This window comes from Citrobacter sp. NCU1 (genome assembly GCF_010231475.1).
Taxonomy (GTDB): Bacteria; Pseudomonadota; Gammaproteobacteria; order Enterobacterales; family Enterobacteriaceae; genus Citrobacter_D.
In genome coordinates this window covers 58,291-79,415 of the sequence record NZ_NRDO01000017.1, presented here as the reverse complement: position 1 = coordinate 79,415, position 21,125 = coordinate 58,291, and the positions used below count along the sequence as shown (strand labels likewise).

Below are 21,125 nucleotides of genomic sequence, written 5' to 3'. Positions count from 1 at the left end.
CGGGAGTGCGTGTTGTGTTGTTATGTGATGTGAAAAAGGGCGGTTAAGCCCTTATTTTTTATCTTCCGGCGTATAGCCTTCAATGTGTACCTCTTTGCCTTCAAACAGGAAGTTAATCATCTCCTGTTCCAGCAATTTGCGATGCTCAACGTTCATCATATTGAGTTTCTTTTCGTTGATTAGCATCGTTTGCTTATGTTGCCACTGCCCCCAGGCTTCTTTGGAAATTTCGTTATAGATGCGTTTTCCCAGCTCGCCAGGGTACAACTGAAAATCCTGTCCTTCTGCATCACGTTGCAGGAAAGTACAAAAAATCGTTCTGCTCATAAATTATCCTCTTTATCGACCGGCAGCTTAAACCAAAGCACCGGTACGTAACTGCTGTAACAAACGCTCCACGGGGGCCGCCAGTCCGACCGACGGCGGTTGCGCTAAGTTATACCAGAGCGCGTTGCCTTCATCCATGCATGAGGTGAAGGAAGACACGGGAAGCCACATGGGCACAATATCCAGATGGAAATGGCTGAAGGTATGGCGAAACGCATTCAGTTGGCTAAGATTATCAGCTTTAATATGCTGCTGCGCTAGCCACTTACGCAGGCCATCCTCATCTTCAAACTGAGGAAAACAGTACAATCCTCCCCACAATCCGCTGGGAGGCCGCTGTGTCAGCAGCACGGTGTCTTCGTGCTGCATCAGCAAAAAATAGCCAGTACGTTCCGGTAGCGTCTGTTTCGGTTTTTTGCCGGGGTAGAGTGACCAGCTGCCGTTGGCGGTCGCGATGCAACCGTTTTGTAGTGGGCAAAGGGAACATTTTGGCTTCGACCGCGTACAGACCATCGCGCCTAAATCCATCATCGCCTGATTAAAGCGCTCAACACCGTTGGCGGGAGTAACCGCTTCGCTCAAGGCCCACAGTGCGTTCTCGACCTCTTTTTTGCCCGGCCAGCCGCTCACCGCATAGCAGCGCGCCAGCACGCGTTTGACGTTGCCGTCGAGAATTGGGAAATGTTTGCCCAGTGAGAGAGAGAGAACGGCGCCCGCAGTAGAACGCCCGACGCCAGGCAATGCCGCCACTTCATCGAAGGTTTCTGGAAACTGACCACCATGTAGCGTGACAACCTGTTGGGCCGCTTTGTGCAGATTTCGCGCCCGTGCGTAATAACCTAAACCGGTCCATAAATGAAGCACTTCGTCCAGCGGCGCATTGGCTAAATCCGTCACCGTGGGGAAATGCGACATAAAGCGTTCAAAATAGGGAATGACCGTGGCAACCTGAGTTTGTTGCAACATGACTTCTGAGAGCCATACTTTGTAAGGCGTCTTGTCAATTTGCCAGGGCAGCGTTTTCCGCCCGTATTTGTCGTACCAACCTAACACCTGGGTTGAAAATTGAGACGCTTGCATGGTCACCGCTTAATCTTTGCTGGGGGGCAGATTGCAGCACAGAGGCAACAGGGTGTAAACCGGAACTTTCCGGTGCTGACTTTCTTCCTTCCTTTGCTTGCATCCGCCAACTAACTTTGGATAATGCCCGTTTTCGCAACTCAATCACAAGCAGACTTAACTTTTATGAAGAACGACGTCATTTCACCGGAATTTGATGAAAACGGCCGCCCGTTGCGCCGTATTCGTAGTTTTGTTCGTCGCCAGGGGCGACTGACGAAAGGGCAGGAACACGCGCTGGAAAACTACTGGCCGGTGATGGGCGTTGAATTCAGCGAAGAACCTGTTGATTTTGCGGCGCTGTTTGGCCGTGAAGCGCCAATCACGCTGGAGATAGGCTTTGGGATGGGCGCATCGCTGGTGGCGATGGCAAAAGCGCGTCCTGAACAGAATTTCCTCGGCATTGAAGTGCATTCACCGGGCGTGGGCGCATGCCTGGCCTCTGCCCATGAGGAAGGGGTCGAGAACCTGCGAGTGATGTGCCATGACGCGGTCGAAGTGCTGCATAAAATGATTCCTGACAATTCTTTATCCATGGTTCAGCTCTTTTTCCCTGACCCGTGGCATAAAGCGCGTCATAATAAGCGCCGTATCGTTCAGGTACCGTTCGCTGAGCTTGTGAAGAGCAAGCTGAAGCTGGGCGGTGTTTTCCACATGGCGACCGACTGGGAAGCCTATGCAGAACATATGCTTGAGGTCATGTCTTCCATCGACGGGTATAAAAACCAGTCTGAAACCAACGATTATGTACCGCGCCCGCAATCGCGCCCGGTAACCAAATTTGAACAGCGTGGTCATCGTCTTGGCCACGGCGTATGGGACTTAATGTTCGAGAGGGTGAAATAATGGCAAAGAACCGTAGCCGTCGTTTGCGTAAAAAAATGCACATCGACGAATTCCAGGAATTAGGATTTTCGGTTGCATGGCGTTTTCCGGAAGGTACATCTGAAGAGCAGGTTGATAAAATCGTTGATGATTTTATTAACGACGTCATTGAACCGAACAAACTGGCCTTTGACGGCAGCGGTTATCTGGCCTGGGAAGGTCTGATCTGCATGCAGGAAATCGGTAAATGCACTGAAGAACATCAGGCGATAGTCCGTAAATGGCTGGAAGAGCATAAACTTGAAGAAGTGCGCACCAGCGAACTTTTCGATGTTTGGTGGGACTAACAAAACATACGGGGCCAGCATTTGCTGGCCCGATTTGTCTTGAGGGAAAGTTATGATGCGCAAAACGCTGCTGGCGGCAGTCCTAACGTTCACGGCGATGGCCGCACACGCAGAGTACAAGTGCAGCGTCACGCCGCGTGACGATGTTATTTTGAGCCCGCAAACGGTGCAGGTGAAAGGCGAAAATGGCAACCTGGTCATTACGCCGGACGGCAACGTGACATTCAACGATAAACCATACACTCTGAGTGCTGCACAGCGTGAGCAGGCGAAAGATTACCAGTCTGAATTACGCAGCGCGTTACCGTGGATTGATGAAGGTGCCAGAGAGCGGGTGGAAAAAAGCCGTGTGGCGCTGGACAAAATCATCGCCAAAGAAGTCGGTGAAAGCAGCAGTATGCGCGGTCGTCTGACCAAACTTGATGCGCAACTAAAAGAGCAGATGAACCGTATTATCGAACATCGCACGGACGGCCTGACATTCCACTACAAGGCGATTGATCAGGTACGTGCGGATGGCCAGCAACTGGTGAATCAGGCGATGGGCGGCATTCTGCAGGACAGCATCAATGAGATGGGGGCAAAAGCGGTGCTCAAAGGCGGTGGTAATCCGCTGCAGGGCGTACTGGGAAGCCTGGGAGGGCTGCAAACATCGATTCAAAACGAGTGGAAGAATCAGGAAAAAGACTTCCAGCAGTTTGGCAAAGATGTCTGTAGCCGCGTCGTGACGCTGGAAGAAAACCGCAAAGCGCTAGTCACCAGCCTGAAATAATCCTTTCTGTTTTTTAAGCAACGGCACGGTTTTGTGCCGTTTTGTTTCGTCTCTTTCCTTCATTTTGATATCCATCTCTAAAATCAATACATTGGATGACATATTTATCTGTTTAATTGGAAGACATCACATTATTCATCTCCTGGCTTGCGATAATGCGTCAACTTTTTACGTAACTGGAGAAATAACATGGAGTTTTTCAAGAAAACGGCACTTGCCGCACTGGTTATGGGTTTCAGCGGTGCCGCGCTCGCTTTACCAAATGTCACGATTTTAGCTACTGGTGGGACGATTGCCGGCGGCGGTGACTCAGCAACAAAATCGAACTACACCGCCGGTAAAGTTGGCGTTGAAAACCTGGTGAATGCCGTGCCTCAGCTCAAGGATATTGCTGTGGTGAAAGGCGAACAGGTCGTGAATATCGGTTCGCAGGATATGAACGATGAAGTCTGGCTAACGCTGGCGAAGAAGATCAATTCCGAGTGCGATAAAACCGATGGTTTCGTCATTACTCACGGTACAGATACCATGGAAGAGACCGCCTACTTCCTCGATCTGACTGTGAAGTGCAACAAACCGGTCGTGCTGGTGGGGGCAATGCGTCCTTCTACGGGGATGAGCGCAGACGGTCCGTTCAACCTCTATAATGCGGTGGTCACTGCGGCTGATAAAGCCTCTGCCAACCGTGGCGTGCTGGTGGTGATGAACGACACCGTTCTGGATGGTCGTGACGTCACGAAAACCAACACCACAGATGTCGCTACCTTCAAGTCCGTTAACTACGGACCGTTGGGTTACATCCACAACGGCAAAATTGACTATCAACGCACACCGGCGCGTAAACACACTTCCTCCACGCCGTTTGATGTCTCTAAGCTGAACGAATTGCCGAAGGTAGGAATTATCTATAACTATGCGAATGCATCTGACCTGCCGGCAAAAGCGCTGGTCGATGCGGGTTATGAAGGGATTGTGAGTGCGGGTGTGGGTAACGGCAACCTGTACAAAACAGTCTTTGATACCCTGGCGACTGCCGCGAGTAAAGGAACCGCCGTTGTCCGTTCTTCCCGCGTACCGACTGGTGCCACGACTCAGGATGCTGAAATCGATGATGCGAAGTACGGTTTTGTCGCATCTGGTTCGCTGAACCCGCAGAAAGCGCGTGTGCTGTTGCAACTGGCACTCACGCAAACCAAGGATCCAAAACAGATCCAGACGATGTTTAATCAGTATTAATGGATGAAGGCGGCTGCGCTTATCGCCCTAACCCTGTAGGCCTGATAAGCGCAGCGCCATCAGGCAATTTTCCGGATGGCGGCTCAAGGCCTTATCCGGCCTACATCGTTACCGTATTATTCCACCAGGAATAACTCCAGCAGAGAATTCAAAAACAGTTTACCGTGCTGGGTAATTTGCCAGTAATCCTCGCTCTCGGTCAGATATCCTTGAGCAATGGCTTCATCGATCTGTGTACGAATAACCTCTTCAGTCAACCCGGTATACTGCGTAAATTCAGCGCGCGGTGCGGCTTCCAGTAGACGAAAGCGGTTCATAAAGAACTCAAACGGCTTATCAGCCTCTGCTACATCACGCTGACTTTCGAGATAACGCCCCTGCATATAGCCACGTGGATGACGTGTTTTGGTGGTGCGCAGAATGCGCCCATCCGGAAACGTCACTTTGCCGTGTGCGCCACAACCAATGCCTAAGTAATCGCCAAAGCGCCAATAGTTCAGGTTGTGCTGACACTGATATCCGGGTTTCGCATACGCTGAGGTTTCATACTGCTGATAACCTGCGGCAGTTAATAACCGATGCCCCTGCTCGAAGATATCCCACAGGGCATCGTCGTCGGGTAGCACCGGAGGGCGCGAGCCGAACAGCGTATTGGGTTCGATGGTGAGCTGATACCAGGAAAGATGTGGCGGATTAAGCGCAATGGCTTGCTGTAAGTCGCTCAGCGCTTCTTCCAGCGTTTGATCCGGCAGACCGTGCATCAGATCGAGATTGAAGCTACGCAGCCCCAGCCCGCTTGCCAGATTCGCGGCGCGTTTGGCTTCTTGCGGACCATGAATGCGCCCCAGACGCTGTAGCTTGGGTTCGCTAAAACTCTGCACGCCAATCGAGATACGGTTCACTCCGGCGCGCTGATAGTCAACAAAGCGATCCGCTTCGACCGTGCCCGGATTCGCTTCCATCGTGATCTCCGCAACTGCTGCCAGATTCAGGCGCGCCCGCACGCCATCCAACAACGTTTGCATCGCCGGGCCGGAAAGCAGGCTCGGCGTACCGCCGCCGATAAAAATGGTCTTTACTTCACGTCCTTGCGCGTAAGCCACTTCAGTATCCAAATCGCTCAGCAGATGTTGCACATAATCGTCGTGCGGCACCTCGCCTTTTAGCGCATGCGAGTTGAAATCGCAGTACGGGCATTTCTGCACGCACCACGGGATGTGAATATAGAGACTTAGCGGTGGCAGCTTAACCATGTCGTAAGGCGTCCAGCAGCAGCTTCAATGCTTGTCCACGATGCGAAATGGCGCTTTTCTCTTCACGGCTCAGCTCAGCGGCGGTTTTACCTTCAGACGGCACAAAGAAGATCGGATCGTAACCAAAGCCACCGTTACCAGCAGCCTCACGGGTAATGACACCCTGCCAGCTACCGTGACACACCAGCGGCGTAGGATCTTCCGCGTGGCGCATATAGACCAGCACGCAGTGAAAGCGAGCCTGACGTTGATCGTCCGGTACATCCTGTAGGGTATCCAGCAGTTTTTCCAGGTTCTGCTGGTCGGTCGCATCTTCACCGGAATAACGTGCGGAATAGATACCCGGCGCGCCGCCCAGCACGTCAACGGCCAGGCCGGAGTCGTCGGCAATGGCGGGCAGACCCGTCACCTGCGCGGCATGGCGAGCCTTCAGAATCGCATTCTCGATAAAGGTCAGGCCGGTCTCTTCGGCTGAGTCGACGCCCAGCTCTGTCTGCGCCACGACATCAAGCCCGAAATCGCTCAAAAGCGAAGCCAGCTCACGCACTTTACCGGCATTGCCGGTAGCGAGGACTACTTTTTGCATAGGGATACCTAATCAGTTAGCGCCGCAATTTCTGGCGGGATCTGTTGCGGATGAATGATTTTAACTTGCTTGTGGCGGCCGAGTTCGCCCTTTTCTATCACGATCTGGCTTTTGGCCACGCGAAACTGTTTGCTGAGAAACTTCACCAGATGGCTGTTTGCCTGGCCATCGACTGGCGGTGCGGTAATGGCGACTTTAACTTCGTCGCCATGTAAACCCACAATACTGTCACGGCTGGCTTTCGGCTGAATATAGAGCCGTAAAACCAGACCGTCATCGCAGGGTGTCACGGCACTCATAGCGCCATCCACAACCCCGGCAGCAGCATGTTACCTGTCGCCTGTAAGATCTCCGCGATGCCCATGTTGATGACATACAGCAACAGCACGAGGATCATCGGAGAGAAATCGATACCGCCCATCGAAGGCAGTAATCGACGAATCGGGCGCAACAGCGGATCGGCAAGCTGAATGAGCACGTATTCAACCGGGCTGCGACCCTGACTTACCCAACTCATGATCGCCATCAGCAACAGCACCCAGAAAATCAGCAAACCGATGGTTTTCAGTACGATAAGTACGGCAGCAATCCAGATGATCGGCTGGAAAGTGACCACTTTAAACAGCACTATCGCCTTGATAAAACTGAGAATGAATGCCACCACGACCGATGCGCTGTCGATCGGACCCATCGGCGGAATGATACGGCGCAGCGGCCCGATAACAGGCTGAGTGACTTTCACCACAAACTGCGAAAACGGGTTATAAAAATCACAGCGAGCCCACTGCATCCACACGCGCAGCAACAGCACCATGGTATACAGCTCAATAACGGTCGAGAGCAGGAAGGTCAACGTGTTCATGGCGTTCCTTAGTTTTCCTTAATTTTTTGTGTAATCACGTGCACCAAAAATAGCAGTGCCGATGCGCACCATCGTACTACCTGCCGCGATCGCGGCATCCATATCGTCTGACATACCCAGAGACAGCGTATCGACATCAGGGTAACGGGTCTTTAGACCGGCAAATGCTACAGCCATTTGCCGTGCAACTTCAAACTGCCTTACATAATCTGACTCAGGCGCCGGGATCGCCATCAGTCCGCGAAGACGAAGATGCGGCATTCCTGCCACCTGTGCAGCGAGCGCGTCCAGTTCTGTCAGCGGAATTCCTGACTTGCTGTTCTCATCGCTGATATTGATTTGAATGAGTACGTTCAGCGGCGGCAGCGTTGCCGGGCGTTGTTCGTTCAGACGAGCAGCAATACGCAGACGGTCGATCGTATGACACCAGTCGAAATGTTCCGCGACCAGGCGGCTTTTATTGGACTGCAACGGACCAATAAAGTGCCATTGCAACCCGTCGACGCCACTCTCCTGGAAATGGCGAATTTTTTCTACACCTTCCTGAACGTAATTTTCGCCAAATGCGCGTTGCCCGGCGGTAATCGCTTCTGCGATGGCGCTCGCAGGCTTGGTTTTACTCACTGCAAGCAATGTAACGTCTTCTGAAGACCGCCCGCAACGCGTCGCAGCGGCTGAGATTTTGTCCCGGATCTGTGCCAGGTTATGCGCGATATCGTTCATTTTCCGAGGATGTTCATATGAATATGGAAGAAATTGTGGCCCTTAGTGTAAAGCATAACGTCTCGGATCTACACCTGTGTAATGCCTGGTCTGCGCGTTGGCGAAAACGGGGGCGAGTGGAAATGGCTCCCTTTACATCGCCGGATATTAAAGCGCTCTTAGCGCAGTGGCTTAATGACGCTCAGCAAGAACAGTTGCGGATAAACGGCCAGCTTGATTTTGCCGTGTCGCTGGCGGGGAATTTGCGACTACGCGCCAGCGCGTTTGCTCACCAGCAGGGGACATCGCTGGCGCTGCGGTTACTGCCAGCCAACTGCCCGATACTGGCGGAACTCCAGGCACCGCCCGTCTTAACGAGTCTTTTGAGCTGCGAGAATGGACTTATTCTGGTGACCGGGGCCACAGGTAGTGGGAAATCGACCACCCTGGCGGCGATGGTTGAGTATCTCAACCAGCATACAGAGGCTCATATACTGACCCTCGAAGACCCCATTGAGTATTGCTACGCCAGTCAGCGTTGTTTGATTCAGCAACGCGAGGTCGGCGTACATTGTACTTCGTTTGCCTCCGGGTTGCGGGCGGCATTGCGGGAAGATCCTGACGTCATTTTGCTGGGTGAGCTGCGTGACAGCGAAACGATCCGCCTGGCGTTGACCGCAGCAGAAACGGGGCATCTGGTACTGGCGACGCTGCACACGCGTGGCGCGGCGCAAGCCATTGAGCGACTGATCGACTCTTTTCCGGCACAGGAGAAAGATCCGGTACGCAGTCAACTGGCGGGCAGTCTGCGTGCGGTATTGTCGCAAAAACTGGAGAAAGACAAACAGGACGGGCGCGTGGCGCTGTTTGAGCTACTCATCAATACACCCGCGGCAGGAAACCTGATCCGGGAAGGGAAGAGCCACCAGTTGCCTGGCATCATCCAAACCGGGCAGCAGATGGGAATGCAGACCTTCGCCCAAAGCCTGCAACAGCGACAGGCACAAGGGCGGCTTTAGGACTCGTCAGGGCGATGCGCACTGCCATGACAACGGACGAAGGGCGGTCAGTACCCTTGCTCGAAATAACTTTCGAGAATGATGACGGCAGAAGCAGAGTCGATCTTACCCTTATTTAGCGCCCGGTATCCGCCGTGTTCAAACAGGCCGGAGCGCGCTTCAACCGTGCTGAGCCGCTCGTCATGCAGGGTCACCGTCACGCCAAATCGACCGTGAATACGGTTGGCAAATTTACGCGCCCTGGCAGTCAGAGGTTGCTCGGTGCCATCCATGTTGAGCGGCAGCCCCACAATCACTTCATCGGGTTGCCACTCTTTGAGCAGGCGTTCAATGAGGTTCCAGTCAGGGGTTCCATCCTGTGCTTTAATCGCAGGCAGCGGGCGGGCAGTTCCCGTGATCCGCTGGCCAATCGCGACGCCAATACTTTTCGTGCCAAAATCGAAGGCCAGTAAGGTTTCGCTCATCAGGCGTGCCCCGCCACACCCGGCATGGTCAGGATATCAATCCCAATCAGTCTGGCTGCTTCGCGCCAACGATCGGCAATCGGGGTTTTAAATAAAATATTGAGATCCGCAGGCGCCGTCAGCCAGGCATTATCCAGTAACTCTTGTTCCAACTGGCCTTTTTCCCATGAGGAGTATCCCAGAGCTACCAGCACCTCGGAAGGTTGTTCTTGTGTCCCCAGGGTTTCCAGCACGTCACGGGATGTGGTGATCACCGTGTTATCTGAAATCCGAATACTGGACGAAAAACGCGATGGCGGGGTATGCAGAATAAACCCACGATCTTCCGCCAACGGGCCGCCCAGCATCACGGCTTTATCCAGGCGAATGGCTGGGTCACGGGGTTCCGGCGCTATCTTCAGCTTTTCCAGAATCCCTTCAATCTGCAGATTTTCCAGTGGCTTATTGATGATGATCCCCATTGCGCCATCTTCATTATGTTCGCAAATATAGACCACAGAACGGCGGAAAATAGGATCCTGAAGAGCAGGCATGGCAATAAGAAAGTGATGCTGTAAATTCATTGTCAGAGGTTCTGTTCCTGGTTTCAAAAGCAACAGGGGTCAGTATGTGGGTAAAGAGCACGGATGTCACTACCGTAGGCCGGATAAGACGCTCGTGTCGCCATCCGGCATCGGTGTTTTAATACCTGATGGCGCTGCGCTTATCAGGCCTACAAAGACATTCTGGATGTCGTCATCCTGCAGACGGCTTACTTCTGCAGGCGCGCTTCAATTGCGTCCATCAGCATACCGGTAATCGAGACCGGGAATTCAGCTTCAATCTCGCGAATACAGGTTGGGCTGGTGACGTTAATCTCCGTCAGACGATCGCCAATGATGTCCAGACCGACGAAAATAAGCCCTTTTGCTTTCAACGTTGGCCCAATACGACGGGCAATATCCCAGTCGCTTTCCGTTAACGGACGCGGCTCGCCACGACCGCCCGCGGCCAGATTACCGCGGGTTTCGCCACCCTGCGGAATACGCGCCAGGCAGTACGGCACCGGTTCGCCATCGACCACCAGTACGCGCTTATCACCGTCTTTAATCGCCGGCAGATAGTTCTGCGCCATACAGTAGCGGGTGCCGTGTTCGGTCAGCGTTTCGGCAATCACGCCGAGGTTCGGATCACCTTCTTTCACGCGGAAGATCGACGCGCCGCCCATACCGTCCAACGGTTTGAGAATGATATCGCTGTGTTTTTGCCAGAAGGCTTTCAACTGCGCTTTGTTGCGAGTGACCAACGTGTCTGGCGTCAGATCAGAGAACCAGGCGGTGAACAGTTTTTCATTACAGTCGCGCAGGCTCTGCGGCTTGTTCACAATCAGCGTGCCTTTCTCTTCTGCGCGTTCCAGAATATAGGTGGCGTAGATAAACTCAGTGTCAAACGGTGGATCTTTACGCATCAGAATGACGTCCAGATCCGCCAGCGGCAGATCCTGTTCGCCGGTAAAGTCGTACCAATTGTCGTAATTCTGCTCGACGCTCAAAGTACGCGTGCGGGCGCGGGCTTCACCGTTTTCCAGATAAAGATCGGCCATCTCCATATAATGAAGTTCGTAACCGCGGCGTTGTGCTTCCAGCAGCATAGCGAAGCTGGAATCTTTCTTGATGTTGATGCTTGCGATGGGATCCATCACGATGCCGAGCTTGATCATTGTTCTTCTCCGTTAGCCCAGATCGCCAAATCGCACCTGAAGCGCGGTAATGGCGGTGAGCGCAGTTGTCTCAGTACGCAGAACGCGAGGTCCTAACAGGATATCAGTAAACTGGTAGCGTGCGGTCATGGCAATTTCCTCTGCCGATAGCCCGCCTTCCGGACCAATCAACAAACGAATACGTTCAACCGGCAGCGGCAACGTGTTGATACTGGCACTGGCACGCGGGTGAAGATTCAGCTTCAGCCCTTCGTCCTGCTCAGCGCACCAGGCTTCCAGATCCATGGCCGGGCGAATTTCCGGCACCCGGTTACGACCGCACTGTTCGCAAGCGGCAATGGCGATTTTTTGCCATTGCTGGAGCTTCTTATTCAGACGTTCGCTGTCCAGTTTAACGCCGCAGCGTTCAGAAAAAAGTGGCGTAATGAGGCTTACACCCAGTTCTATTGATTTCTGGATAGTGAATTCCATTTTTTCACCGCGCGACATCACTTGTCCGAGGTGAATATGCAGCGGGGACTCACGGTCGTCGAATTCACCGCTGAGTATCTTCACCTCCACGCTTTTTTTGCTGGCGCTGGTGATCTCGGCATCGAAGACCTGGTTGCTGCCGTCAAACAGTTGCAAGGCTTGGCCTGGTCCCATGCGCAGCACGCGACCGATGTGGTTGGCGGCATCTTCGCACAGTGAAATCTGGCTGCCAGACGTGAGGGGTTCAGGGTGGTAAATGCGGGGAATGCGCATGGTTAAAAATCCGCGTATCTTCCCACGCAAGCGAGTCGCGTGGGGTAGGGTTAACAATTATTCCCGCTAGTGTAGGTTAGCTCTTTTGCGCCTGGCAAGCGCGTTGCACGTACGGGTTGTGGTTCCCTTGTACTCTGGCGATGCGTTCGTCGCGTTTGCATTCCCAGTCGGTGACCGGATATTGCTTATCCCAGGCGTTGAAAAGTTGCGTCTGCTGGCGGGAGAGGTTCAGGTTGTATTGATCACGCATATAAAAGTAGGTACGGGCAATCGAACCCCGTGCGCGCGCAGGCGGTTCAGCCACTTTTTCTTTGAAATCGACCTTCATTGCGCATTGTCCATACTGGCCCTCACCGCCATTCCACTGGCTGTACATAAAGTTGCCGCGATCGCCGTTGACTTCACCGACCGCCGGTTGCAGGTTATGCATGTCGCTTTCCATCTTGCGGTATTCCGGGTCTTTGGCGCAGTTTTTTCGCCCTCCCTCCTGCCAGCACTGCCGCTGGTGGCCAAATTGCCAGGCCGGCACCACGTGTTCCCATTCGATTCTGCTGGCACGGTTTTCATTTTTGCGTACTTTATAACCGCAGGAGTTCAGGTCTACGACGCCTTTTTTACCCTGCCAGTCAATTTTACATCCGCAGTAAAAGTCACCAGGTACGTCAGCATTGACCTTGACGCCTGCGGCTTTTGCCTGAGAAAAACTGTTAATGCCTTCAGCCAGCGCCTGGCCTGAGAGAGCAGTCGTTAGAAACGCCACTGCAAAAGTGAGATTACGGTACATCACGAACTCCGTGTTAAATCGAGTTCGCAACGTAACGAAAGTTGTTCCTGTATGCAATCAGGCAGATCAGGAAAGTTCCTGATAATTCTGAGTGTTATTGCGCGACGAGCGGTTCGCCGCAATGGACACAGCGGTAAGTCGCTTCGCCGCGCACAATTCGGTTATGGCGACGCACCGTGAGTTGGTGTTCCTGGCATTTGCAGCGGTAGGTAAACGTGTTGCGACGAACGGATTGCAACTCAAATTGGTGAGTACGTCTGGCGGGCACGCCAAGTACGTTCTCCATCATCCATTTCCACTCTTTGCCGTGCGGCGCAACACGGCCAAAGTGCTTCCACACCAGTAAATGCGCCAGTTCGTGTGGGACAACTTCATCCACAAAAGCATCGACATTTTCGGTTAATAGCACCGGATTCAGGCGAATTTCATAACTTTCCAGCCAGGCGGTTCCGGCTGCGGTACCGCGCTGTTGATACACCAGTTTGGGTTCCGGATAGTCACGCCCCAGTTTTTGGTTAGCCTGGGCGAGCTTTTCCCGCAGGCTGCGCATGACGGCTTGCTGGATGGCGATAGGGAGACGGACGGTTTTCATAACGGCAGAGAATAGTGCGAGGGGGCGGGGACTGCAAGGGGGAAGCTTCCTCCCGATTGTGGGAGGAAGCGAGAGCGGATTAATCGTGAGCGCCGATTTCGCGCAGTCGACGACCTTTCATCAGGTTACGTTCGATGTGTTCCAGGGAGACGTGCTTGGTTTCCGGAACCAGCCAGAGAGTCAGCACGATGAAGAACAGGTTCAGACCGGCGTACACCCAGAACGTGTTTGCGTTGCCCAGCGTGTTGAGCATGGTCAGGAATGTCGCGCCAACAATCATGTTGGCTATCCAGTTGGTTGCCGTAGAGCAGGTGATACCAAAATCGCGCCCTTTCAGCGGCTGAATTTCAGAACACAGTACCCAGATCAACGGACCGGCGCTCATTGCGAAACCGATGATAAACATCAACAGCATGGCAATGGCAAAGTATTGCGCGGAGGCTGAATGGATACCGATATGCATCATGGTGCCCAGTACGCCCATCCCGACCGCCATTACCAAAAAGCCCAGCGTCAGCGTAGGCTTACGACCCCAGCGGTCTACCAGACCAATGGCGATAAAGGTCGCCAGAACGTTGGTCAGACCGACAATAACGGTCCCCCACATCTGCTCAGTGGTGTTGGTATAACCCGCCAGTTCAAAGATTTTCGGCGCGTAGTACATGATGACGTTCATGCCGGTGAACTGCTGCATCACCTGTAACAACACACCGAGGAAGACAGCACGGCGGAAGTTGCTGTTCTCTTTAAACAGCGCCCAGCCGCTCTGTTTCACCTGCAGGCTTTCGCGGATTTCGTCCAGCTCGCGTTTGGCTTCTGCGCTGGTATCACGTAGGCGCAGCAGAACACGTTCTGCATCCACGAAGCGACGTTTGGCGGCAAACCAACGTGGGCTATCGGGTAGGAAGAACACGCCAATCAACAGCAGAATGGCGGGAATAATGATAACGCCCAACATCCAGCGCCATGCACCGCTGTAGCTGAAAGCGGTATCAGAAAGATACGCCCCCAGAATGCCAATGGTGATCATCAACTGATACATCGAGATCATGCTGCCGCGAATTTTCTCCGGCGCAATTTCGGATAAGTACAGCGGCGCGGTATAGGAGGCGACACCGACAGCCAGACCCAACAGCACGCGTGAGATGATCAGAACATCAACGTTAGGTGCCGCAGCAGAACACAACGAACCTGCTACAAACAAAATCGCCCCGATCATCAGGCTTTTCTTACGGCCCAGTTTGAAAGAGAGCCAACCGCTGCCGACAGCACCGACAGCAGCACCGAACATCATCGAGCTGACTACCCATTCCTGAGTGTGCGGGCTTATCTGAAATTCGTCAGTAATGAAGGGTAACGCACCGGCGATAACACCGATATCCAGGCCAAAAAGTAATCCAGCCAGGGCGGCAAGAAAGCAGACAAAAAATGTCATTGTCTTGTTAGAACGCCCCTGTTTTTGAGTGTCAGGCATGAAGCCCTCCGATTGGGTTGCCAGTTTTGTTGAGAGTAAGGGTAGGGGAGTATGCCGTAAAAATATGTGAAGCTAATCACGTTAGTGTAATCGATTACACTGACATTCATGGAGTGTATTGGTTAATAACATGAAAAATAATGAATTTAATAATCATGCAACCTGGGTTGTTACCCATGATTAAGATAATGCTGAAAAGCAATGTAACAACAAATCGTGTCTGACTTCAGTGAAGTATTTATCCTGTTTTAATCACGTAAAATAAAGTGTAATCGCTTTCATTTTTTTGTCTGTGGAAGGATAAATGGAATGTGTCACAGCGGAGGGAAGGCGGTGTGAGAAACGCAAAAGGCCAGCACGAGGCTGGCCTTTGAGCGCGTTCAGTCAGAGGATTATTTCAGACCGGCGGCATCACGCAGCAGTTGCGCTTTGTCGGTTTTTTCCCAAGGGAAATGTTCGCGACCAAAGTGACCATAGGCTGCGGTCTCTTTGTAGATTGGGTGCAGCAGATCCAGCATCTGAATCAGGCCGTACGGACGCAGGTCAAAGAACTCGCGTACCAGCAGAGTCAGTTGCTCTGAAGGGACTTTCTCAGTACCGAACGTTTCAACCATGATGGAGGTGGGTTCCGCCACGCCGATAGCGTAGGAAACCTGAATTTCACAACGGTCAGCCAGGCCCGCAGCCACGATGTTTTTTGCCACATAACGCGCTGCATAGGCCGCAGAACGGTCAACTTTAGACGGATCTTTACCGGAGAAAGCACCGCCGCCGTGACGCGCCATACCGCCGTAAGTATCAACGATAATTTTACGCCCTGTCAGACCACAGTCGCCCATTGGACCGCCGATAACGAAACGGCCGGTTGGGTTGATGAAGAACTTGGTGGAAGCGCTCAGCCATTCGGTCGGCAGAACCGGTTTGATGATCTCTTCCATCACCGCTTCTTGCAGGGATTTCTGGTCGATATCTTCGGAATGCTGAGTGGACAGAACCACAGCATCAATCCCGACGATTTTGCCGTCGTCATACTGGAAGGTCACCTGGCTTTTTGCGTCCGGACGTAACCACGGCAGAGTGCCGTTTTTACGCACTTCAGCCTGGCGCTGCACCAGACGGTGCGCGTAGGTGATCGGCGCTGGCATTAGCACTTCGGTTTCATTGGTAGCGTAGCCAAACATCAGGCCCTGGTCGCCAGCGCCCTGTTCCAGCGGGTCGGCACGGTCAACGCCCTGATTGATATCCGGGGATTGTTTACCGATGGCGCTCAGTACCGCGCAGGAGTTTGCGTCGAAACCCATGTCGGAATGCACATAGCCAATCTCGCGCACCGTATTACGGGTGATCTCTTCGATATCAACCCAGGCGCTGGTGGTTATTTCACCGCCAACTAAAACCATACCGGTTTTAACGTAGGTTTCGCATGCGACACGTGCTTTGGGATCCTGTTCCAGGATGGCGTCCAGCACGGCGTCAGAGATTTGGTCAGCGATTTTGTCAGGATGCCCTTCTGAAACGGACTCAGACGTAAAAAGGTGTTTTGCCATGTTTAATTTCACCTAAGGAGAATTTGTTTAGCTCAAACTGCTGTGTAGGGTAGGCATAGCCGAAGGATCTACCAAGGCCTGCAGGTTAGTGACACTGGCAGTCTGAGTGTTAATCAGTATGGATGGATTAACATCTGGATGGCTATTTTAGGTTACTTGTTCACCTGATTTCCAGCTTTTTTTGAGTAAAGCCTCATTGTGTTGAAAACACAGCTGGAAATTTTTCCTGACGGTGATGGCAATGTGCGCATTTATGTTTTGCTTTTTACCTCTCATGTCGGTATAAAACGCGGCGCGCGGCTCATATCCGTCATCGTTCACGTTGCATGTACATTGGCTTCCTGCAACTCGAACTATTGAGGATAGACAAACAGCACACGACGTTTTCATCGTGTTGCCACTTCCAGCCGGGCTCAAACTTTTGCTTTGGCTTGTGGGTTCGTTCCGTGCGGAGCGGCCGTGGAGGTGATACGAGATAATGAACCGTTGTATTCTGCTGAATCAGTCGCACCGTTCTGGTGTACGCATGTCCCCCGCATACTGCATCTCTGCTTTGCATACCTGCCGATGTTATACCCATCTCGGCGCTTCTCAGGACTCCAGGGCCGGTTACGGCAACTAAGGACTGAACAAGGGCGCTCTTGGTTAAACAAGAGTTTTCTCGTGGTTTCGCCGAACCGTCATGCTTAAGTTCGGTTACGTGTTTTACAATGATATGAAAAAGAAACCGGTCGCGCAGTCGGAGCGTCAGCACTATCCGCTGGAAAATCCGCCTGTTTATGGGTTGTTATCGCGTCTTCGGACTGCGATAGTAGTCAACTGTTTTACACTTGTTAATAAAATCTGAGGTTCGCTATGTCTGACGACATTTCTATGGGTTCGCTTTCGTCAGCAGGCGGACAGGGTGTACTACGCTCCATGCAGGAGGTTGCAATGAGTTCCCAGGAAGCCAGCAAGATGCTGCGTACTTACAATATTGCCTGGTGGGGCAATAACTATTACGACGTCAATGAACTGGGACACATTAGCGTGTGTCCGGACCCGGACGTACCCGAAGCGCGCGTCGATCTCGCCAAACTGGTAAAAGCGCGTGAAGCGCAAGGCCAGCGTCTGCCTGCATTGTTCTGCTTCCCGCAGATCCTGCAACACCGTCTGCGTTCGATTAACGCTGCGTTCAAACGTGCGCGTGAATCCTACGGCTACAACGGCGACTATTTCCTCGTTTACCCGATTAAAGTTAACCAGCACCGCCGCGTGATTGAATCACTGATCCATTCTGGCGAGCCGCTGGGGCTGGAAGCGGGTTCTAAAGCGGAGCTGATGGCGGTTCTGGCACATGCCGGAATGACCCGCAGCGTGATTGTCTGTAACGGCTACAAAGACCGTGAATATATCCGTCTGGCGCTGATTGGCGAGAAGCTGGGCCACAAGGTGTATCTGGTCATTGAGAAGATGTCGGAAATCGCCATCGTTCTGGATGAAGCGGAGCGTCTGAACGTGATCCCGCGTCTGGGCGTGCGTGCGCGTCTTGCATCACAAGGCTCCGGTAAATGGCAGTCTTCAGGCGGTGAAAAATCCAAATTCGGTCTGGCGGCGACCCAGGTATTGCAACTGGTTGAAACCCTGCGTGAGGCCGGGCGTCTGGACAGCCTGCAACTGCTGCACTTCCATCTTGGTTCCCAGATGGCGAACATCCGCGACATCGCGACCGGCGTGCGCGAATCTGCGCGTTTCTACGTTGAACTGCATAAGCTGGGCGTTAATATTCAGTGCTTCGACGTTGGCGGCGGCCTGGGCGTGGATTACGAAGGGACTCGCTCGCAGTCTGACTGTTCCGTCAACTATGGCCTGAATGAGTACGCGAACAACATCATCTGGGCGATTGGCGATGCGTGTGAAGAGAATGGCCTGCCGCATCCTACGGTGATCACCGAATCCGGACGTGCGGTGACGGCACACCACACCGTGCTGGTCTCCAACATCATCGGCGTTGAGCGTAACGAATATACCGAACCTACGGCGCCTGGCGAAGATGCTCAGCGCGCGCTGCAAAGCATGTGGGAAACCTGGCAGGAGATGCATGAGCCGGGCACCCGTCGCTCATTGCGTGAATGGCTGCATGATAGCCAGATGGACCTGCACGATATCCACGTCGGTTACTCTTCTGGCACTTTTAGCCTGCAAGAGCGCGCGTGGGCGGAACAGCTTTACCTCAGCATGTGTCACGAAGTGCAGAAACAGCTGGACCCGCAGAACCGCGCGCATCGCCCGATCATCGACGAACTGCAAGAACGTATGGCGGACAAAGTGTACGTCAACTTCTCGCTGTTCCAGTCAATGCCGGATGCCTGGGGTATCGACCAGTTGTTCCCGGTTCTGCCGCTGGAAGGGCTGGATCAGGTTCCAGAACGTCGTGCGGTGTTGCTGGACATTACCTGTGATTCCGACGGTGCTATTGATCATTACATCGACGGTGACGGTATTGCCACCACCATGCCGATGCCGGAATACGATCCTGAGAATCCGCCAATGCTCGGCTTCTTTATGGTCGGTGCGTATCAGGAGATCCTCGGCAACATGCATAACCTGTTCGGTGATACCGAAGCGGTCGATGTGTTTGTCTTCCCGGACGGCAGCGTAGAGGTTGAGCTGTCTGATGAGGGCGATACCGTGGCGGACATGCTGCAATACGTACAGCTGGATCCGAACACGCTGCTGACGCATTTCCGTGATCAGGTAAAACAGACCGATCTGGATGATGGGTTGCAACAGCAGTTCCTTGAAGAGTTCGAAGCAGGGCTCTACGGATATACTTACCTCGAAGACGAGTAAGGCTGCTGTCGGGTTCACTTGAACCTGAGCAATTTAACGGCGATAATTACGCTCAATACGTGATATGCAAATCAATCCCTTCCTCGTCGGGCCTAACGACGCGGAGGGGATTTTTTTTACAGTGATTTTATAAGAGGTCAGGACATGAGCACTTTAGGTCATCAGTACGATAACTCTCTGGTATCTAACGCGTTTGGTTTTTTACGCCTTCCGATGAACTTCCAGCCGTACGACAGCGATGCCGACTGGGTCATTACCGGCGTTCCGTTTGACATGGCTACGTCAGGTCGTGCCGGCGGTCGTCACGGCCCGGCGGCTATTCGTCAGGTATCGACCAACCTGGCCTGGGAGCACAACCGCTTCCCGTGGAACTTCGACATGCGCGAACGTCTGAACGTCGTCGACTGCGGCGATCTGGTGTATGCGTTTGGTGATGCCCGCGAAATGAGTGAGAAATTACAGGCGCACGCAGAAAAGCTGCTTTCTGCCGGTAAACGCATGCTCTCCTTCGGTGGCGACCACTTCGTGACGCTGCCGCTGCTGCGCGCGCACGCGAAGCACTTCGGTAAAATGGCGCTGGTGCATTTTGATGCGCATACCGACACCTACGCTAACGGCTGTGAGTTTGACCACGGCACCATGTTCTTTACCGCACCGAACGAAGGCCTGATCGATCCGAATCACTCCGTGCAGATCGGTATTCGCACCGAGTTCGACAAAGACAATGGTTTTACGGTGCTGGATGCCTGCCAGGTCAACGATCGTGGCGTAGACGACATCATTGCTCAGGTGAAACAGATTGTGGGTGATATGCCGGTTTATCTGACTTTCGATATCGATGCGCTGGATCCGGCGTTTGCGCCTGGTACCGGCACACCGGTGATCGGCGGTCTGACCACCGATCGCGCCATTAAGCTGGTGCGCGGTCTGAAAGATCTGAATATCGTCGGTATGGATGTGGTCGAAGTGGCTCCGGCTTACGATCAGTCTGAGATCACCGCGCTGGCTGCGGCGACCCTGGCGTTAGAGATGCTTTATATTCAGGCGGCGAAGAAAGGCGAATAATCGCTTGTAGCGCCGGATGGCGCTGACGCTTATCCGGCCTACAGACAGTGTGTTTTGTAGGCCGGATAAGGCGTTGTTAGGCCGCCATCCGGCATGGTTCAAGAGTTATTTAATCCCGTCCGTCGACATACGATCGCGAATATGTTGTGCACGTTCGGCAGACGCAGGGTGATCGTCGAACATTGAGCTTTGACGGCCCGCTTCTAACTTCGCCAGTTTCTCAAAGCTGGTGGCCAGCCCCAATGGATCAATCCCGCGTTTACGCAACAGATCGTACGAATAGTCATCCGCTTCGGACTCCTGGCGCTGGGAGAACTGCGAGTTCACCAGTTTTTCGCCAAGATCGCCCAATTGCGATTGTGACAGGCTACCGACGATCCCGCCCGCAGATGCTGCGGCGACGCGCACGGCGTTAGTGCCCAGCGCAACCTGCATCCCTTTCTTCACGTGACCGAGCGCAACGTGTCCCATTTCGTGGCCGATGACCGCCTCGACTTCGTTGTCGGTCATCATATCCATCAGCCCGCTATAAACACGAATACAGCCGTTGGCCATCGCAAACGCATTCACGTCTTTCGCCATGTACACTTTGTAGTTCACTGGCTGCCCGTTGATGTTGTCACCGAGCGCGGACGCAATTTTGGTCAAACGTTTAGCGTATTCACTGCTGGCCGGGGCGATGGTGGCTTTACCGTCCATCTCCTGACAGGCCTGGTCGCTCAGTGTCTTGATCTGCGCATCACTCAGGCTATAAGCCTGTAAGGCTTCACTACCGGACGTCATCAGCCCGCCTGAATCCATGTTCTGACAACCGGTCAGAGCGAATGCAATTCCACAGGCTAGTAATGCAGAACGAATTTTCATTGTGATTATTCC

25 protein-coding genes are annotated in these 21,125 nt (G+C 53.2%); 9 read left to right on the top strand and 16 right to left on the bottom strand.

Annotated features, from left to right (window positions below):
* Window positions 1-51: 51 nt before the first annotated feature.
* Both CJP72_RS07310 and mutY read right to left on the bottom strand, forming a co-directional pair.
* Complete coding sequence (locus tag CJP72_RS07310; protein ID WP_162380218.1) at window positions 52-327, bottom strand: oxidative damage protection protein; 276 nt, start codon at window positions 325-327, stop codon at window positions 52-54.
* Window positions 328-354: 27 nt separating this feature from the next.
* Window positions 355-1,407, bottom strand: coding sequence for an A/G-specific adenine glycosylase (gene mutY / locus CJP72_RS07305; protein ID WP_162380217.1), 1,053 nt, complete (start codon window positions 1,405-1,407; stop codon window positions 355-357).
* Window positions 1,408-1,572: 165 nt separating this feature from the next.
* On the opposite strand from mutY, the gene trmB reads away from it, so the two are divergent.
* From trmB to ansB, 4 genes are all read left to right on the top strand, one after another.
* A complete protein-coding gene (gene trmB, locus CJP72_RS07300; RefSeq protein ID WP_162380216.1) occupies window positions 1,573-2,292 on the top strand; it encodes a tRNA (guanosine(46)-N7)-methyltransferase TrmB in 720 nt (239 codons plus the stop codon).
* Window positions 2,292-2,618: a YggL family protein gene (locus tag CJP72_RS07295; protein WP_061076322.1), complete on the top strand. Its 327-nt coding sequence runs from the start codon at window positions 2,292-2,294 to the stop codon at window positions 2,616-2,618. The genes trmB and CJP72_RS07295 overlap by 1 nt, the downstream gene beginning before the upstream one ends.
* A 52-nt stretch (window positions 2,619-2,670) precedes the next feature.
* On the top strand, window positions 2,671-3,390 hold the full coding sequence (locus tag CJP72_RS07290; protein WP_162380215.1) for a DUF2884 domain-containing protein: 720 nt from the start codon (window positions 2,671-2,673) through the stop codon (window positions 3,388-3,390).
* A 189-nt stretch (window positions 3,391-3,579) separates the two neighbouring features.
* Entirely contained in the window at window positions 3,580-4,626 is a 1,047-nt protein-coding gene (ansB, locus tag CJP72_RS07285) for an L-asparaginase 2 (RefSeq protein WP_162380214.1), read from the top strand.
* A gap of 116 nt (window positions 4,627-4,742) precedes the next feature.
* Here the strand turns inward: ansB and hemW are convergent, their stop codons facing one another.
* From hemW to CJP72_RS07260, 5 genes are read right to left on the bottom strand one after another with little or no spacing between them, the layout of a single operon-like run.
* Window positions 4,743-5,879 (bottom strand): radical SAM family heme chaperone HemW, encoded by a 1,137-nt coding sequence (gene hemW, locus CJP72_RS07280; protein ID WP_162380213.1) that lies wholly within the window; start codon window positions 5,877-5,879, stop codon window positions 4,743-4,745.
* A complete protein-coding gene (locus CJP72_RS07275) occupies window positions 5,872-6,465 on the bottom strand; it encodes an XTP/dITP diphosphatase (RefSeq protein WP_162380212.1) in 594 nt (197 codons plus the stop codon). The genes hemW and CJP72_RS07275 overlap by 8 nt, the downstream gene beginning before the upstream one ends.
* Window positions 6,466-6,473: 8 nt before the next feature.
* Entirely contained in the window at window positions 6,474-6,764 is a 291-nt protein-coding gene (yggU, locus tag CJP72_RS07270; protein WP_162380211.1) for a DUF167 family protein YggU, read from the bottom strand.
* A complete protein-coding gene (locus CJP72_RS07265; RefSeq protein ID WP_162380210.1) occupies window positions 6,761-7,327 on the bottom strand; it encodes a YggT family protein in 567 nt (188 codons plus the stop codon). The genes yggU and CJP72_RS07265 overlap by 4 nt, the downstream gene beginning before the upstream one ends.
* 18 nt (window positions 7,328-7,345) lie before the next feature.
* Complete coding sequence (locus CJP72_RS07260; RefSeq protein ID WP_162380209.1) at window positions 7,346-8,050, bottom strand: YggS family pyridoxal phosphate-dependent enzyme; 705 nt, start codon at window positions 8,048-8,050, stop codon at window positions 7,346-7,348.
* A 17-nt stretch (window positions 8,051-8,067) separates the two neighbouring features.
* On the opposite strand from CJP72_RS07260, the gene CJP72_RS07255 reads away from it, so the two are divergent.
* A complete protein-coding gene (locus CJP72_RS07255; RefSeq protein WP_162380208.1) occupies window positions 8,068-9,048 on the top strand; it encodes a type IV pilus twitching motility protein PilT in 981 nt (326 codons plus the stop codon).
* 47 nt (window positions 9,049-9,095) lie between these two features.
* Here CJP72_RS07255 and ruvX read toward each other — a convergent pair whose 3' ends face one another.
* From ruvX to metK, 8 genes are all read right to left on the bottom strand, one after another.
* Window positions 9,096-9,512, bottom strand: a complete 417-nt coding sequence (gene ruvX, locus CJP72_RS07250; RefSeq protein WP_162380207.1) for a Holliday junction resolvase RuvX — start codon at window positions 9,510-9,512, stop codon at window positions 9,096-9,098.
* The gene (locus CJP72_RS07245; protein ID WP_193568626.1) at window positions 9,512-10,075 is read right to left on the bottom strand and encodes a YqgE/AlgH family protein; all 564 of its coding nucleotides are present in this window, start codon (window positions 10,073-10,075) and stop codon (window positions 9,512-9,514) included. Before CJP72_RS07245 ends, ruvX begins: the two co-directional genes overlap by 1 nt.
* A gap of 188 nt (window positions 10,076-10,263) precedes the next feature.
* Window positions 10,264-11,211, bottom strand: coding sequence for a glutathione synthase (gene gshB / locus CJP72_RS07240; RefSeq protein WP_162380206.1), 948 nt, complete (start codon window positions 11,209-11,211; stop codon window positions 10,264-10,266).
* 12 nt (window positions 11,212-11,223) lie between these two features.
* Window positions 11,224-11,955: a 16S rRNA (uracil(1498)-N(3))-methyltransferase gene (gene rsmE / locus CJP72_RS07235; protein WP_162380205.1), complete on the bottom strand. Its 732-nt coding sequence runs from the start codon at window positions 11,953-11,955 to the stop codon at window positions 11,224-11,226.
* 76 nt (window positions 11,956-12,031) lie between these two features.
* A complete protein-coding gene (gene endA, locus CJP72_RS07230; protein ID WP_162380204.1) occupies window positions 12,032-12,739 on the bottom strand; it encodes a deoxyribonuclease I in 708 nt (235 codons plus the stop codon).
* A 94-nt stretch (window positions 12,740-12,833) separates the two neighbouring features.
* Window positions 12,834-13,331: a SprT family zinc-dependent metalloprotease gene (locus CJP72_RS07225; protein WP_162380203.1), complete on the bottom strand. Its 498-nt coding sequence runs from the start codon at window positions 13,329-13,331 to the stop codon at window positions 12,834-12,836.
* A gap of 79 nt (window positions 13,332-13,410) precedes the next feature.
* Window positions 13,411-14,805, bottom strand: coding sequence for a galactose/proton symporter (gene galP / locus CJP72_RS07220; RefSeq protein ID WP_162380202.1), 1,395 nt, complete (start codon window positions 14,803-14,805; stop codon window positions 13,411-13,413).
* A gap of 392 nt (window positions 14,806-15,197) precedes the next feature.
* A complete protein-coding gene (gene metK, locus CJP72_RS07215) occupies window positions 15,198-16,352 on the bottom strand; it encodes a methionine adenosyltransferase (protein WP_162380201.1) in 1,155 nt (384 codons plus the stop codon).
* Window positions 16,353-16,830: 478 nt separating this feature from the next.
* On the opposite strand from metK, the gene CJP72_RS25990 reads away from it, so the two are divergent.
* From CJP72_RS25990 to speB, 4 genes are all read left to right on the top strand, one after another.
* Window positions 16,831-16,974, top strand: coding sequence for a hypothetical protein (locus CJP72_RS25990; protein WP_271443933.1), 144 nt, complete (start codon window positions 16,831-16,833; stop codon window positions 16,972-16,974).
* Window positions 16,975-17,067: 93 nt separating this feature from the next.
* Window positions 17,068-17,199, top strand: coding sequence for an acid stress response protein YqgB (yqgB, locus tag CJP72_RS07205; RefSeq protein WP_162380248.1), 132 nt, complete (start codon window positions 17,068-17,070; stop codon window positions 17,197-17,199).
* Between the two features lie 8 nt (window positions 17,200-17,207).
* Window positions 17,208-19,184 carry a biosynthetic arginine decarboxylase gene (gene speA / locus CJP72_RS07200; protein WP_162380199.1) on the top strand — a complete coding sequence of 659 codons (1,977 nt, stop codon included), beginning with the start codon at window positions 17,208-17,210 and terminating at the stop codon, window positions 19,182-19,184.
* Between the two features lie 144 nt (window positions 19,185-19,328).
* Complete coding sequence (gene speB, locus CJP72_RS07195) at window positions 19,329-20,249, top strand: agmatinase (RefSeq protein WP_162380198.1); 921 nt, start codon at window positions 19,329-19,331, stop codon at window positions 20,247-20,249.
* Window positions 20,250-20,354: 105 nt separating this feature from the next.
* Here the strand turns inward: speB and loiP are convergent, their stop codons facing one another.
* Window positions 20,355-21,113, bottom strand: coding sequence for a metalloprotease LoiP (loiP, locus tag CJP72_RS07190; protein ID WP_162380197.1), 759 nt, complete (start codon window positions 21,111-21,113; stop codon window positions 20,355-20,357).
* Window positions 21,114-21,125 lie beyond the last annotated feature (12 nt).

What these genes read in the sequence shown, in the direction of transcription:
- CJP72_RS07310 (WP_162380218.1), bottom strand. Translation starts at nt 327, where the DNA reads ATGAGCAGAACGATTTTTTGTACTTTCCTGCAACGTGATGCAGAAGGA.
- gshB (WP_162380206.1), bottom strand. Translation starts at nt 11,211, where the DNA reads ATGATCAAGCTCGGCATCGTGATGGATCCCATCGCAAGCATCAACATC.
- endA (WP_162380204.1), bottom strand. Translation starts at nt 12,739, where the DNA reads ATGTACCGTAATCTCACTTTTGCAGTGGCGTTTCTAACGACTGCTCTC.
- CJP72_RS25990 (WP_271443933.1), top strand. Translation starts at nt 16,831, where the DNA reads ATGAACCGTTGTATTCTGCTGAATCAGTCGCACCGTTCTGGTGTACGC.
- CJP72_RS07295 (WP_061076322.1), top strand. Translation starts at nt 2,292, where the DNA reads ATGGCAAAGAACCGTAGCCGTCGTTTGCGTAAAAAAATGCACATCGAC.
- galP (WP_162380202.1), bottom strand. Translation starts at nt 14,805, where the DNA reads ATGCCTGACACTCAAAAACAGGGGCGTTCTAACAAGACAATGACATTT.
- speA (WP_162380199.1), top strand. Translation starts at nt 17,208, where the DNA reads ATGTCTGACGACATTTCTATGGGTTCGCTTTCGTCAGCAGGCGGACAG.
- trmB (WP_162380216.1), top strand. Translation starts at nt 1,573, where the DNA reads ATGAAGAACGACGTCATTTCACCGGAATTTGATGAAAACGGCCGCCCG.
- loiP (WP_162380197.1), bottom strand. Translation starts at nt 21,113, where the DNA reads ATGAAAATTCGTTCTGCATTACTAGCCTGTGGAATTGCATTCGCTCTG.
- hemW (WP_162380213.1), bottom strand. Translation starts at nt 5,879, where the DNA reads ATGGTTAAGCTGCCACCGCTAAGTCTCTATATTCACATCCCGTGGTGC.
- CJP72_RS07275 (WP_162380212.1), bottom strand. Translation starts at nt 6,465, where the DNA reads ATGCAAAAAGTAGTCCTCGCTACCGGCAATGCCGGTAAAGTGCGTGAG.
- ruvX (WP_162380207.1), bottom strand. Translation starts at nt 9,512, where the DNA reads ATGAGCGAAACCTTACTGGCCTTCGATTTTGGCACGAAAAGTATTGGC.
- CJP72_RS07290 (WP_162380215.1), top strand. Translation starts at nt 2,671, where the DNA reads ATGATGCGCAAAACGCTGCTGGCGGCAGTCCTAACGTTCACGGCGATG.
- yggU (WP_162380211.1), bottom strand. Translation starts at nt 6,764, where the DNA reads ATGAGTGCCGTGACACCCTGCGATGACGGTCTGGTTTTACGGCTCTAT.
- CJP72_RS07225 (WP_162380203.1), bottom strand. Translation starts at nt 13,331, where the DNA reads ATGAAAACCGTCCGTCTCCCTATCGCCATCCAGCAAGCCGTCATGCGC.
- ansB (WP_162380214.1), top strand. Translation starts at nt 3,580, where the DNA reads ATGGAGTTTTTCAAGAAAACGGCACTTGCCGCACTGGTTATGGGTTTC.
- CJP72_RS07265 (WP_162380210.1), bottom strand. Translation starts at nt 7,327, where the DNA reads ATGAACACGTTGACCTTCCTGCTCTCGACCGTTATTGAGCTGTATACC.
- mutY (WP_162380217.1), bottom strand. Translation starts at nt 1,407, where the DNA reads ATGCAAGCGTCTCAATTTTCAACCCAGGTGTTAGGTTGGTACGACAAA.
- CJP72_RS07255 (WP_162380208.1), top strand. Translation starts at nt 8,068, where the DNA reads ATGAATATGGAAGAAATTGTGGCCCTTAGTGTAAAGCATAACGTCTCG.
- CJP72_RS07260 (WP_162380209.1), bottom strand. Translation starts at nt 8,050, where the DNA reads ATGAACGATATCGCGCATAACCTGGCACAGATCCGGGACAAAATCTCA.
- CJP72_RS07245 (WP_193568626.1), bottom strand. Translation starts at nt 10,075, where the DNA reads ATGAATTTACAGCATCACTTTCTTATTGCCATGCCTGCTCTTCAGGAT.
- speB (WP_162380198.1), top strand. Translation starts at nt 19,329, where the DNA reads ATGAGCACTTTAGGTCATCAGTACGATAACTCTCTGGTATCTAACGCG.
- yqgB (WP_162380248.1), top strand. Translation starts at nt 17,068, where the DNA reads ATGAAAAAGAAACCGGTCGCGCAGTCGGAGCGTCAGCACTATCCGCTG.
- metK (WP_162380201.1), bottom strand. Translation starts at nt 16,352, where the DNA reads ATGGCAAAACACCTTTTTACGTCTGAGTCCGTTTCAGAAGGGCATCCT.
- rsmE (WP_162380205.1), bottom strand. Translation starts at nt 11,955, where the DNA reads ATGCGCATTCCCCGCATTTACCACCCTGAACCCCTCACGTCTGGCAGC.